Below are 13,054 nucleotides of genomic sequence, written 5' to 3' on the forward strand. Positions count from 1 at the left end.
AGACCGCTTCACTCTGTCATTTTGCTTATGTGTATTGTCCTGAACACTCGCTTTCGCTTTTCTAGTGTCCAGCTGCAGCTCGTAGGACCTATCGCCATAAGCAATCCGACTGTGTGAAGGAAGAACACTTCACTACGTCGTTTTGCTTATGCGTACGGTCCTGAACACTCGCTTCCGCTTTTCTAGTGTCCAGCTGCAGCTCGTAGGACCTATCGCCATAAGCAATCCGACTGTGTGAAGGAAGAACACTTCACTCCGTCGTTTTGCTTATGCGTACGGTCCTGAACACTCGCTTCCGCTTTTCTTACTTCGAACGTGCATTCGTACTTTTTGTTTGCTAAACTAGAATAAAAATCGTGGGAGGTATTTTATGGCGGGTTTACGTTTTATACATAGCGCAGATTTACATTTGGATAGTCCTTTTAAGAGTAAAAGTCATCTCCCAGATCGTTTGAAGGAACAGATTAGGGCTTCTACTTTTGAAGCTTTTGAACGCCTGGTAGATGAAGCGGTTCATTATCAGGTGGATTTTGTTATTTTAGTTGGAGATTTATTCAATGAAGAAACGAGGAGCTTAAAGGCTCAGGTTAAGCTGAGGGAAGGTTTTGAGCGATTGCATCTTCATAACATTCAAGTATACGTGAGCTATGGAAATCATGATTTCATTGAGGGAGCTCATTATCCGATCACTTACCCTGCAAACGTACATATTTTTATGGAGGAAGAAGTTACCTCTTTTCCTTACTGGCGTGATGGGGATCATGTGGCTAATATTTATGGCTTCAGCTATAAAAGAAGGGCTGTACATGATAAGAAAGTTCGTGAGTTTAAAAAAACGGGTGAGCCGGATTTTCATATTGCTATGCTTCACGGAAGTTTAGAAACTCAAACGGAGCATGATGTATATGCACCATTTTCTCTTAACGACCTGTTGGAACAAGGAATGGATTATTGGGGACTGGGCCATATTCATAAGCGGCAGCAGCTTTCTGTACATCCTCCTGTTTTTTATTCAGGAAACATTCAGGGTCGGTCGAGGAAGGAGAGCGGAGAAAAGGGCTGTTACGTAGTGGAATGGAGGGGCACTCAATTCGATAATACGTTTGTTCCCCTTCATAGTTTCGCATATGAAGAAGTAAGTCAGGCTGCCTATAATATTGAGTATCCAGAGGCCATAGAACATTTGCTTGAACAGGCAAAGCAGTCTGTTAAGTCTGAGCAGCCAGTGTTATTAACAGTTACATTAAAAGGTGACGAAGGCAGGCTTATGAAATGGAAATCTGAAGGGATATTATCGGAATGGATAGACCTTGTAAATGAAAGAGAGAACTTGGAATATGGGTGGGTATGGATTGACCAGATTTTCATCGAGGACGAACCCGCGTGGGATGAACAGGAGTTGAAAGCCAGTTCGCAGTTTGCTGGAGAGTTTTTGAATAACCTGGACAGCCTTAGCAACCGAGAATGGGAAGCTGCTATTGCACCTTTATATAAACATCGGCGTGCAGGAAAACAGTTGGAAGAGATAACAGAAGGTGAACGTGAAGAAATTAAGGAAGCTGCCAAACAGCTAGTGATGCAGCAATTATATAGTGGAAGGGAAAGTGGCTTATGAAAATCAACTCCTTCCATATTTTCGCCTTCGGAAAATGGAAAAATTATTCTCTGAACCTTGGCGAACAAAAGATGGCGATCATATCAGGAAACAATGAGGCAGGCAAATCTACTATTCAGCAATTTTTATTATTTATTTTATTTGGTCTGCCTCCAAAAAAAAGAGAGTTTTACCAGCCGAAGACGGGCGGATCGATTGGAGGCAGACTCGTTGTTGAAACACCTGAATATGGGGAGATCACAATTGAAAGAATAAGTGATCGTCGTCAATCCCAGGCTATTTGCCGGCTGGTCGATGGAGAAGAGTATGAAGAAGAATTCCTTAAGCAGTTGATTGGTGGGATGTCTAAAGCTGTGTATCAATCGATCTACAGCTTTAATGCTGAAGATTTAAGTGGTTTGCATCAGGTCACCGGGGAAGAACTTGGAGAAGTACTCTTAAATGTAGGGTTGACTGGGTCTGATCAAATTTATCATACAAAAAAAACATTAGAAAAAAGATTAGATGATCTGTTCAAGCAAAAAGGCCGGAACCCTTTCCTTAATCAAGAATTACAGCGTCTCGAAAAGCTGGAGAAGAAGCAATCAGATATTATGCAGGAAGTGGGAGACTACAGAAAAGTTGTTGAAAAAATTGATCACCTTGAGAATGAAATCGTGGAGCTTGAGCACCAAGTGAACGAAGCAAGAAGTGATTATTATACTCTTGTTCAAATTAATAAAGCTATTCCGGTTATCCAGGAGTATCATGAGCTAAATGTTACGGGAGAACCAGGTTCTTTGATGTCCTTCCCTGAAGATGCCGGCAGCAAAATGCGTCATCTGCAGGAAAACCTCCTGCCTTTGGAAAATGAGCATTCGAGGGTAGAGGCTGATCTTAAGGACAAAAAAGAACGTTTGCAATTTAATCAAAAGAATGAACAAGAGTTTGAAGAGAAAGAAGTGCGGCGTTTAATAAGTAAAATCAGTACGTATGAACAAGCCGTCCATGATAGGAATAGGTTAAAAAAACAGCTGGAGCAAAACAGAACTGAAATGAAACATGAACTTGACGATTTAGACATTCCTATTGAAGAAGAACGTTTATACGAGTATGAATTTCCTTTTTACGTTGAGGAAACTTGGCGGGGACTGCGTGAACAGGAACAAATCATTGTACAGGAGGAAAAACAGCTGGAAGAAGAGAAAAATTCTCTTCAATTACAAAAGAAGCAAACAGAGCAGCAAATCAATGATTTAAATGAACAGACAATCAGTGATGAAGAAGCGGCAGCGAACTCTGAACTTATTGATTTTTATATTCATTCTAATACCAATAAGAACACCAATGCCCCTCAAGACAGAACATCTGCATATTTGTTTGGACTTATTATATTAAGCGGAATCATCATTTCTTATATGACTTCAAGTTTCTGGCCGATAGGAATTGCTTTATTAATAAGTGCAGGAATAATTTTTGTCAAAAAAGACTCTTCTTCTAAAGAGAGTTTACAATCCGTACAGGTCAGCAAAGACAATTATATGCATGCTAAGCAGCAGCTTCAATTGTACGAACAAACTAAAGGGGAGCTTGCATATTTAAGTGAGCACCTAAAGGAAATAGTACAGAAGGAACTGCGTTTAGATGAACAATCCCGTACCTTACTTAACAGAAAAGAACGTTTCAATCACTTGGTAAATGAACAATACAGGAGCTATCCTTTTCTGAAATCATTAAAAATGCTTCACTGGGAAAAGCTTTATCATCTCTTGAAAAGGGTAAAAGATAAACAGAAAGTTATCGAAGAAAGGTCCAATGAAACAATAGAGTTAGATGCACAGATAAAAAATATAGAAGACGATGTTCACAAGTTTTCTGAACAGATGAAATGGGACGACTCAGACCAAACTGTCAGTGAAAAATTGATAGGGATCAGAGATTTTTTTCATTCGCAAATGAACGTAAGAGAAAATAATGAACAATTAAATCAGGAAATTTATCTGCTGAACAAGCAGTCGGAAAGGATTAAACAGGAAATTGCTCCGCTATTCGAAGATAAACAGAAGCTTTTAGAAGCGTCTGCCTCTATAAACGTCGATCAATTTTACGAAAAGCTTGAGTCGTATGAACAACTTAAGTATAAACAGAAAAGGTTTAATAATGTGCGGGATCAAATCAAACTGATGCTAAATGAGAAAGAACAGAGGGACTTTGAAATCTGGTCAACGTTACCTAATGAAGCCCAGCTCAATTTTCAGCTTCAAGAAAAAGAACAGGAGATTGACCGCCTGTTGAAAAATCAAAAAGAAATACAGCAAGAAAAGGCTGATTTACACTTTCAAATGAAACAATTAGAAGGATCTGATCAATTATCGTTATTAAATCATCAATATGAATTTGATCGGTCTCAATTTAATGAACATGCAAAAGAATGGGCGGCTTACAAAATTGCGTCAGAAGTTCTGGAACGCACCAAAGAAATGTATCAAAACCAATATTTACCGCGTGTCCTTCTTGCAGCTCAGAGTCATTTTAACAGGTTGACGTTAGGTAAATATGTTTCTTTGTCTGTAGAGCGTGATGAAAGCCGCATAATAGTAGAGGATTATGGAGGTTTTCAATATTCTACTGAGGAACTTTCAAGAGGGACTGCTGATCAGCTTTATGTTTCTTTACGTCTGGCTTTGGCTCAAACATTATCGGAAGAGCTGAAAGTTCCATTTATAGTGGATGACGCATTTGTGAATTTTGATGAAGCCCGCCTGTCAGTTATGCTGGAGATCTTAAGTGAACTCTCACGAGGAACCCAAGTGTTTCTATTCACCTGGCGTGGTGATATAGGGAATCGTCTGGAAGAGAATAGGACGGAAACTTTTCACCTGCCTCTTGAGAGTTAATAAAAATAAACCATACTTTTTTACACAGAGGAGGGGAAGTATATGAAAAAAGGAATTGCCAATTATCAGATTGGAGATACGTTTGACTACTTTTTATTTATAAAAACTTCAAGTAAAGGTGTAGCAAGTAACGGGAAAGCATTCTTATCTTTATTGCTGAAAGACACTACCGGGGAAATTGATTCAAAGCTTTGGGAAGCAACGAAAGAGGATGAAGAACTTTTTCAGCAAGGGGAGCTTGTGAAAGTACAAGGGGAAGTGGGGCAATTCCGAAACCGTCCTCAGCTGAAAATTCAGAGCATACGTCCAGTCCAGCCAACAGACGGGGTCCAAATATCAGATTTTATTGAAAAAGCGCCAGTAGAGAAAGAAGATTTGATGGAGAGAATAACTGAAGCGATTTTTGAGATGAAAAATCCAAATATTCAAAGGATCACTCGCCATCTTGTGAAAAAGTATCAGGAAGAACTGCTCATATACCCGGCAGCCGTAAGGAATCACCATGAATACGTATCAGGGTTAGCCCACCATATCGTCTCCATGTTGAATATTGCTCAACAGTTAAAAAAATTGTACCCTGAGATCAATCAGGATTTGTTATATGCAGGCGTGATCCTTCATGATCTTGGTAAACTGAAGGAATTATCGAATGCTGCTTCTCCAGCTTACACATTAGAGGGTAAATTAATAGGTCACATTACAATTATGGTGGAGGAGGTTCAAGCAGCAGCTCAGGAACTTCAAATCGAAGGTGAAGAAGTGACGATTCTGCAGCATATGGTATTAAGCCACCATGGTAAAGCAGAATGGGGGAGCCCTAAGCCGCCACTCATTCGGGAAGCCGAGCTTCTCCATCACATCGATATGATAGATGCGCAGATGAATATGCTGAACCGATCCTTGAGCAAGGTCGCTCCAGGAGAATTTACGGACAGAATTTATGCTTTGGATCAACGTTCCTTTTATAAACCAACCTTTGAAAATTAATTTGAGGCATATGCTATAAACCTTGTTCATAAACTAATTGTAAAGAAGTGGACAAGGAGGATAAACATGATCTTTGGACTTCCAATTTGGGTGTTCGTATGTATTTTATTCATATTTCTAAGTGGCTATATGGCGTACCGTGCGATGAGGGCCGAACAGCAGATAGAACAACAGTTTATAGAAAAAGAAGGTAAAGTATATTTGACCCGTATTGAAGAAGAGAAAGAAAAACGCAAAAACACAACAGACCTAAGACAAAAAGCAAGGTAGACATACGCTGTCTACCTTGCTTCTATTTGTAATAAATTATTCTTCTGTCGATTCTTCTTCGTCAGCAGGTTCTTCTTCAACTGGTTCTTCGACTTCAGGTTGTTCAAATAGATCTTCGTACTCTTCAATTTTCACATCAATTTCAGCTTCTTCCATCAATTGATCCAATTGAGCCTGTAATTCTTCTTGATCAACTTTTTGACTAACTAGAGTCCGTTTGATTTCATCTTTAGAGTCCTCATATGATTCCACATCTTCCACTTCGCGTTTATCAGTGACTTTAATGATGTGATAACCAAATTGTGTTTGTACAGGGTCGGAGACTTGGTCTACTTCTAACCCGTATGCAGCGTCTTCAAAGTCAGGATCCATCGCTCCAGGTCCGAAAAAGCCTAATTCTCCACCTTGCTCAGCTGAACCGTCTGTAGAGTATTCACTGGCTAAATCTTCGAAGCTTTCCCCATTATCTAACTTGTCTTTCACTTCATTTGCTGTTTCTTCATCTTCGACTAAAATGTGACTCGCTTCCACTTCGTTTTTCATACGTTCATAATATGCTTTCATTTCTTCTTCTGTAATATCAACGTTTTCAGCAGCTGCTTGTTCCTGCAGCAAGCTTAAACGGATTGTTTCTTTAAATTCATCTTCATCAGCAAAACCGCTTTGTTGAAGGACCATATCGAATTGGTCGCCATATTGTTCTTTAAGGCCTTCAAGTTCTTTTTCAACTTCTTCATCAGAAATTTCATAGTTTTCACCTAGTACTTCATTCATGACGAGCTGCTGCAAAACTTGCTCACCGGAAGTTTTCTTTAATTCTTCATAAAATTCTTCTTTAGTAATTTCTCCACCGCTCGTCTCTACTACAGCTTCGGAATCTCCTTCTGAAGAACAAGCAGATAGTGTTAGTATACCTGCAGCAAGTAGGGTGGTCACAATTCTTTTTCTCATTTTCTCGTACACTCCTCAGACATGTTGTAATTTCTATGGGATTTTCACACTCACTTTGTCTATACCTAAGTAAGAAAGCGGCAGTTTATCCAACTACCCAGTAAATTTGAAGAAAGTATACTCTTATAGCAAGTTAACTGAAAGTCCATAAACTAATATAACATATTTTGTCTTACAAGTTCTAGATGTACTAAAAAAATAGGAAAAAGGATAGGTTGATGCCCATTCAGTTTTTTCAATGGCGGCATATGATGTGTTATGTCTTAAGCATGGGGGTGAAGTTATGAGTTACGGATATGGTGGAGGTTTCGCTTTAATCGTCGTGTTGTTTATTCTACTCATTATCGTAGGTGCAGCTTGGCTGTAATTGGACATGAAAAAACAGGCTATGTAAGCATAGCCTGTCACCTACATATGGTTGATAACATCTACATAGGAAGTAATTAGCAAGATCGTTATTAAAATATTGATGGTGCGGAATACTTTGGATTGTTTTTCATTAGACATTTTAGTTTTAATACATAAGGAATGTGTAAGAGAATTAAATATGAATAAAACAATTAGTCCGTAGATGACAAACAGAATTGGTATGATTGTAAAAACCTCCTTTATTCCCTATGAAACTACTCTATCAAATAAATCATCTGTTGAACAGAAGAAACCCTCATAGAAAAACAGTGCTCCCGGATTTTTAGGAGCACTGTTTATATTTTTGACTGATAACTAAATTTCTTGATTCCTTACGAGTATATCATAGCCCTCTTTTGCATTTTCTATTAAGCATTTTCTAGGTGCTCGGACAAATTGGTTCAAATATAAAAAATCGCTGAAAGAAAGACCGATATTTACAGAAGCGAAAATCACTAGATAGGCAAAATAACCTGGAAAAGCATAAGCCATAACAAGCGCCGGCATAGTAATGAAGAAAGTTGGCGCCAATGCCATGATGATAGATGTTTGTTTTGAAAGTTTATTTTTACACTGATACGAAAAAGTTGGTGTAAATCTATTGTTTACTTTGAAATTCACTCTGACCCGTTTGTATAAAAGGATCAAAGGCAATAAATGCATAAGTCTGTGAATGGAAGGGAGAAAGAATAAGATGATCAACAATGGTATAAACCCGTGATCCCTTATGTCTTGAGCACTATGCATGATGGAAAAAGGTAAATATAAAACTAGAAATGACATGAGACCCGTCAAAAATGACATAAGGTAAACGCGGTTAAGACCGAATTCTTTATTGATGTTTACTGATTTCCAGCAATTCATCTTAGAATCCCCCTTTGCTATATATATTTATGTGAATTTTAATTGAATATCGAGTACGATAAGTTTGGGTTTTCTTAAGAGCACAAGACGAATAATAGTATGTTTTAGGAGAAAAAGCAATAGGTTTTTCTTAAAAAAATATTTAGAGTTTTAAATAGCAGTTGAAAGTGCATTGAAATAGGGTTTGTTAAAGTAAAATAAGAAAGAAAATATTGTCGAATAATGCTTATTTGGAGTAAGATTTATTTCACAAAATGGTTCCTCGATTGATCAATACCTGTTTTGATATTTTAATGCCCGTTATTACATAAAAAAACACCCATTCCTTTTAAAGAAATGAGCGTTAGCGTTATTTAAGATGATTTAGATTGCTCTTTGTAAGCTTCGATACGTGTGGTCTTATCTGATATGTTATCATCGTCTTCAATATTCTCGAGGGAGCGCTCAAGAATTTCCATATATTCATCGCCATATATCTCTTTAATGAGAGCAGATAAATCTTGGAATTCAGGAAGTTTGCCATACATCTCTGTCATAGGAAGAACACCACGTAAAACGGAATTGTTGTTAGGGTCATACTCATTTAGTGTATCCTCTAACAAATCAGTGCCTTTTGACGTTAATTCAATATACGTATTACGTTTGTCATTTTCGCGCTTAGAGAATTGAAGAAGTCCACGTTCCTCTAACTTTTTTGAAAAATTAAAGGCAGTTGATACGTGCATGACACCATATCTGGATATTTCTGATATTGTAGCGCCTCTTAAGTGGTAAGCGATCCACAAAATATGATGTTCATTTATGTTCAACTTAAACGGCTTAATCCATTCCTGCCAGTCTTTTTCTATTGCTTTCCAAAGTGCTTTTGATAATTGTGCCATTTTATGACTATAGAAAATGGCATCTTGCTTGGAGATTTTATCTTTCATGCATCTCACCTTCTCTTGGGGTAAATTTATTATGCCTAATCAGTTGAGTTCAACCCATAAAAGAAATGATGTGCTCCTCGAAAAATTATTCTTACTTATCATTGTATTAGTTATTTGAATTTTTACAAGGTGTAATGTGCTTTTAAATTATATTTGAAAAATAATCCAATCTTAATCAGACGCTGAAAATTGTTGTGAAAGGTCATCATGAAGACTGTTAACGGACAGCTTTTTTATTCCTTGACAGTGATAATCAACAATTATTTCTTGTGGTTGTACAGTAAAGACACTCCCTTCAATAGTTTACGCTCGTTCTGAACTTAAAGATATTTTTCTGTTTTCATAATTTGAATTTAACATCAAAGTTCTTACATTAAGCAATCATAAGTATTATATGATTTATCGATATACTTAAAAGGAATTGAAGCGAAAAGTTAAGACAAACTAAGAATCAATGAAAATCAAAGGAAAGTTGTGATTATGGGTTCTTTATGGCTTTAAACTGAAGCTGTTAGTCCCATTGGAGCTGTAAAATCAGACTATATAGTTTGAAACTTATGTTACATTTAGGTTACAGTATATAAAGTAATCAAAAATGATATAAATTAACTAGTTTATAGAAGGGGTGAGACAAGTGCCAGTCGTTCAAGTAAAGAATTTATCTAAAATTTTTGGTAAAAATAGTAAAAAAGCCACGAGACTTTTGGATGAAGGTTTATCAAAAGATGAAATTTTAAAGAAAACCGGAAATACTGTCGGAGTCAATCGTGCTTCTTTCGATGTAGAAGAGGGAGAAATATTCGTAATTATGGGTCTCTCCGGAAGTGGTAAGTCCACACTCGTTCGATTAGTCAATCGATTAATCGAACCAACCGAAGGCAGTGTACTTATTGATGGAAAAGACTTGGCTACTATGGACTCTAAAAGCTTAAGAGAGGTACGCCGTGAAAAATTAAGTATGGTCTTTCAGCGTTTTGGGTTATTTCCACACCGTACAGTGCTAGAAAATGCTGAATTCGGCTTGGAAGTCCAAGGGATGGACAAGGAAGAACGTAAGAAAAAAGCACAAAAATCTCTAGAGTTAGTTGGATTGGGGGATTATGTCAATCAATATCCTGGGCAGCTCTCAGGGGGAATGCAGCAGCGTGTTGGATTAGCACGTGCTTTAGCAAATGATCCTGAAGTTCTGCTAATGGATGAGGCATTCTCTGCGTTAGATCCATTAATTCGTAAAGAAATGCAGGATGAATTATTAGAGCTTCAAGAATCAATGAAGAAAACAATTTTATTTATTACACACGATTTGGATGAAGCTTTACGAATCGGTGATAGGATCGCTCTAATGAAAGATGGACGAATCGTGCAGATTGGGACTCCTGAAGAAATCTTAGTCAACCCGGCTAATGATTACGTTGAAAAATTTGTCCAGGATGTAGACCGCTCAAAAGTCCTTACAGCTGAAAATATCATGAAGCGGCCTGAAACAGTTGATATTGAAAAGCACGGTCCTAGAACTGCTTTAGAAAGAATGAGAAAAGAAGGATTATCCAGTATATATGTAACTGATGCTAAAAGAAGATTATATGGATATGTAACAGCTGATGATGTTTCAGAAGCTACTAAAGAAGAAGTGAAGGATTTAAAGGATATTTTGAGAACTGAGGTTCCAAAAGTAGATAAAACTACTTCTATGCATGAGATATTTAACATCATTCATGACACAGCTGTACCTATTGCGGTCATGGAAGATGAGAAATTAGTGGGAATAATTGTGCGGGGAGCTGTAATTGCAGCATTAGCAGGAAACGAGGTGAACATTAATGGAATTGATTCCTAAATTGCCGGTAGCAGAATGGATTTCAGATGCTACAGATTGGCTAACAGACACATTTGAGTTTTTATTTGACTTTGTTAAAAATGATTTCGGCGATTTTATAGAATTTTTTGCTGAAAGTTTATTAATGCAAATTCCTATTTGGTTATTTATTGCGGTCGTAGCTGTTCTAGCTTTCTTTGTTTCTAAAAAGCGGATAGGGTTGCCGGTCTTTGTTATTTTCGGACTTTGGTTTATCCAGAACCAAGAATTATGGGAAGAATTAATGAACACATTTACACTCGTTATCTTCGCAAGCTTGATTTCGGTTATTATCGGAGTCCCTTTTGGAATTTGGATGGCTAAAAATAAAGTTGTCGAAACCTTATTGACTCCAGTACTGGACTTTATGCAGACAATGCCTGCTTTTGTTTACTTGATACCTGCTGTTGCCTTCTTCAGTATCGGTATGGTTCCAGGTGTTTTTGCATCGGTAATCTTTGCAACACCGCCAACAGTTCGATTTACGAACTTAGGAATCAGACAAGTTTCCCATGAACTGATTGAAGCATCTGATGCATTCGGAACAACCGGTGCCCAGAAATTATTTAAAGTACAATTGCCTATGGCGAAAAAGACGATCATGGCTGGGATTAACCAGACAGTAATGCTTGCCCTTTCTATGGTTGTTATTGCATCTATGATTGGAGCAAAAGGACTTGGGCAAACTGTTATTACTGGGTTACAGCGTGCTGATGTTGGTACAGGCTTCGTTGCAGGTCTCGGCATCGTTATACTGGCGATCATTATTGACCGTTTCACGCAAAATTTAAATACACAGCGTGGCGATCAATCATAAGAGGTTTGTTAAGAGCTGATGCAGCTCTTCTACAATAAAAAGAAAATATTAAAAGGGGAGAGGTTATTTATGTTAAAGCTAGACTGGAAACGTCTTGGTATTACTGCTGGACTTTCACTTACACTAGTAGCTGCAGGTTGTGGCTCGTCTGATGAAGGAAGTTCAGATGAAGGTGAAAGCGGAGATAGTGGAGAAACTAATTACGGTGAAGAATTAGGTTACTCAATTACTGGCATTGAAGCTGGCGCAGGCGTAGTAGCGGGTGCTGAAGATGCAGTAGAAACATATGATAGCCTAGAAGGCTGGGAAGTAACAACGTCTTCTTCAGGTGCAATGGCAACTGAACTAGGTGAAGCGATCGACAGTGAAGAACCAATCATTGTTACTGGCTGGACGCCTCACTGGAAGTTTGCTGAATATGATTTAAAATATTTAGAAGATCCTGAGGGTGTTTTTGGTGAAGCTGAAGAGATTCGTACAATGGTACGAGAAGGTTTAGAAGATGAAGAGCCGGATGCTTATCAGATTCTTGATCAATTCAGCTGGACTGCCGAGGATATGGAAGAGGTTATGTTAGATATCAATGGTGGCGCTGAACCGCAAGAAGCTGCTCAGAACTGGATTGCAGATAACGAAGAGGCTGTAAATGAGTGGACGGATGGTACGGAAGAAGTGGACGGAAACGAAATTGAACTTGTATTTGTAAGCTGGGATTCTGAAATAGCTTCTACTAACGTAGTAGCAGAAGTGATGAAAGAGCAAGGATTTGACGTAACTATTACTCCTCTAGATAACGGACCAATGTGGGAAACTGTTGCTACTGGAGATAGTGATGGTATGGTAGCTGCATGGCTGCCGGCAACTCACGGAGATCAATTTGAGCAACATAAAGATTCTCTCGTGGACCTAGGTGCTAATTTAGAAGGTGCTAAAGTAGGGTTAGTTGTACCTGATTATATGGATGTAGATTCAATCGAAGATCTTCAGCCGGATAATTAATATATCTAAAAGCCCGTCTTTAAAGACGGGCTTTTTTAATTAAGGAATCCGTTTCCTGACGTAAACTAAAAAAGTGTAGTTGAAATGTCTAACAAATTATTTGTTAGACATTTTTTGATGGGATAATAATTTTTTCAGCTTTTCTAGTTGAGCTTTGCTGAATAGAAGTTATTAGTAAGGATATATAACTTCATGTATGCAGCTATTTTGTTATACATTTTCAATTGCAGAAATTACTTTTTAAATTTTAGAACCAGAAAAGGTGAATGCGCAGAATTTTCTTAAACAAACGGGCAGGATAGTGGAAGACTTGATTTCGAGACATTTGGTGAGTGGATCAGGGAGGCGGGGAATGACTCGCTTTCCGTGGGAGCGCGGTGAGCTTCCTCGGACGTCCCGTCCTGCGGGATCTCACCAAGCACTCTCTTCCCACAGGAGTCTCCCCATTCCCCGCCGCCCTTCACTATATATGTACTTCTCGAA

Annotated in this window: 12 protein-coding genes; 8 read left to right on the top strand and 4 right to left on the bottom strand. The window is 38.1% G+C overall.

What is annotated here, in order from left to right:
• The first annotated feature begins 370 nt into the window (after positions 1-370).
• The 4 genes from O2Q26_RS15855 (at position 371) to O2Q26_RS15870 (ending at position 5,748) form a co-directional block, all read left to right on the top strand.
• Complete coding sequence (locus O2Q26_RS15855; protein ID WP_289216816.1) at positions 371-1,615, top strand: metallophosphoesterase family protein; 1,245 nt, start codon at positions 371-373, stop codon at positions 1,613-1,615.
• Entirely contained in the window at positions 1,612-4,491 is a 2,880-nt protein-coding gene (locus tag O2Q26_RS15860) for an ATP-binding protein (RefSeq protein WP_289216817.1), read from the top strand. Before O2Q26_RS15855 ends, O2Q26_RS15860 begins: the two co-directional genes overlap by 4 nt.
• A gap of 42 nt (positions 4,492-4,533) precedes the next feature.
• Positions 4,534-5,478, top strand: a complete 945-nt coding sequence (gene yhaM / locus O2Q26_RS15865) for a 3'-5' exoribonuclease YhaM (protein WP_289216818.1) — start codon at positions 4,534-4,536, stop codon at positions 5,476-5,478.
• Positions 5,479-5,544: 66 nt separating this feature from the next.
• Positions 5,545-5,748 (top strand): sporulation YhaL family protein, encoded by a 204-nt coding sequence (locus O2Q26_RS15870; RefSeq protein WP_390216267.1) that lies wholly within the window; start codon positions 5,545-5,547, stop codon positions 5,746-5,748.
• Between the two features lie 36 nt (positions 5,749-5,784).
• Here O2Q26_RS15870 and O2Q26_RS15875 read toward each other — a convergent pair whose 3' ends face one another.
• Entirely contained in the window at positions 5,785-6,699 is a 915-nt protein-coding gene (locus O2Q26_RS15875) for a peptidylprolyl isomerase (RefSeq protein WP_289216819.1), read from the bottom strand.
• A gap of 283 nt (positions 6,700-6,982) precedes the next feature.
• Here O2Q26_RS15875 and O2Q26_RS15880 point away from each other — a divergent pair, with 283 nt between their 5' ends.
• Positions 6,983-7,066, top strand: coding sequence for a YjcZ family sporulation protein (locus O2Q26_RS15880; RefSeq protein ID WP_244713881.1), 84 nt, complete (start codon positions 6,983-6,985; stop codon positions 7,064-7,066).
• Between the two features lie 41 nt (positions 7,067-7,107).
• On the opposite strand, the gene O2Q26_RS15885 is transcribed toward O2Q26_RS15880, so the two are convergent.
• The 3 genes from O2Q26_RS15885 to O2Q26_RS15895 form a co-directional block, all read right to left on the bottom strand.
• On the bottom strand, positions 7,108-7,290 hold the full coding sequence (locus O2Q26_RS15885; RefSeq protein WP_253937249.1) for a hypothetical protein: 183 nt from the start codon (positions 7,288-7,290) through the stop codon (positions 7,108-7,110).
• A gap of 132 nt (positions 7,291-7,422) precedes the next feature.
• Positions 7,423-7,971 carry a DUF3267 domain-containing protein gene (locus tag O2Q26_RS15890; RefSeq protein ID WP_289216820.1) on the bottom strand — a complete coding sequence of 183 codons (549 nt, stop codon included), beginning with the start codon at positions 7,969-7,971 and terminating at the stop codon, positions 7,423-7,425.
• A gap of 353 nt (positions 7,972-8,324) precedes the next feature.
• On the bottom strand, positions 8,325-8,900 hold the full coding sequence (locus tag O2Q26_RS15895; RefSeq protein WP_289216821.1) for an HTH-type transcriptional regulator Hpr: 576 nt from the start codon (positions 8,898-8,900) through the stop codon (positions 8,325-8,327).
• A 634-nt stretch (positions 8,901-9,534) separates the two neighbouring features.
• Between O2Q26_RS15895 and O2Q26_RS15900 the strand changes: the two genes are divergently transcribed.
• The 3 genes from O2Q26_RS15900 (at position 9,535) to O2Q26_RS15910 (ending at position 12,571) form a co-directional block, all read left to right on the top strand.
• A complete protein-coding gene (locus tag O2Q26_RS15900; RefSeq protein ID WP_289216822.1) occupies positions 9,535-10,737 on the top strand; it encodes a quaternary amine ABC transporter ATP-binding protein in 1,203 nt (400 codons plus the stop codon).
• Positions 10,721-11,572 (top strand): ABC transporter permease, encoded by an 852-nt coding sequence (locus O2Q26_RS15905; RefSeq protein WP_289216823.1) that lies wholly within the window; start codon positions 10,721-10,723, stop codon positions 11,570-11,572. Before O2Q26_RS15900 ends, O2Q26_RS15905 begins: the two co-directional genes overlap by 17 nt.
• Before the next feature lie 69 nt (positions 11,573-11,641).
• Positions 11,642-12,571 (top strand): glycine betaine ABC transporter substrate-binding protein, encoded by a 930-nt coding sequence (locus O2Q26_RS15910; protein ID WP_289216824.1) that lies wholly within the window; start codon positions 11,642-11,644, stop codon positions 12,569-12,571.
• Positions 12,572-13,054 lie beyond the last annotated feature (483 nt).

This window comes from Halobacillus campisalis, from assembly GCF_030345335.1.
GTDB lineage: Bacteria > Bacillota > Bacilli > Bacillales > Halobacillaceae > Halobacillus_A > Halobacillus_A campisalis.

Bases quoted from the DNA above. Each gene is read 5' to 3' on its own strand.
- O2Q26_RS15855 (WP_289216816.1), top strand. From the start codon at position 371: ATGGCGGGTTTACGTTTTATACATAGCGCAGATTTACATTTGGATAGT.
- O2Q26_RS15860 (WP_289216817.1), top strand. From the start codon at position 1,612: ATGAAAATCAACTCCTTCCATATTTTCGCCTTCGGAAAATGGAAAAAT.
- yhaM (WP_289216818.1), top strand. From the start codon at position 4,534: ATGAAAAAAGGAATTGCCAATTATCAGATTGGAGATACGTTTGACTAC.
- O2Q26_RS15870 (WP_390216267.1), top strand. From the start codon at position 5,545: ATGATCTTTGGACTTCCAATTTGGGTGTTCGTATGTATTTTATTCATA.
- O2Q26_RS15875 (WP_289216819.1), bottom strand. From the start codon at position 6,699: ATGAGAAAAAGAATTGTGACCACCCTACTTGCTGCAGGTATACTAACA.
- O2Q26_RS15880 (WP_244713881.1), top strand. From the start codon at position 6,983: ATGAGTTACGGATATGGTGGAGGTTTCGCTTTAATCGTCGTGTTGTTT.
- O2Q26_RS15890 (WP_289216820.1), bottom strand. From the start codon at position 7,971: ATGAATTGCTGGAAATCAGTAAACATCAATAAAGAATTCGGTCTTAAC.
- O2Q26_RS15895 (WP_289216821.1), bottom strand. From the start codon at position 8,900: ATGAAAGATAAAATCTCCAAGCAAGATGCCATTTTCTATAGTCATAAA.
- O2Q26_RS15905 (WP_289216823.1), top strand. From the start codon at position 10,721: ATGGAATTGATTCCTAAATTGCCGGTAGCAGAATGGATTTCAGATGCT.
- O2Q26_RS15910 (WP_289216824.1), top strand. From the start codon at position 11,642: ATGTTAAAGCTAGACTGGAAACGTCTTGGTATTACTGCTGGACTTTCA.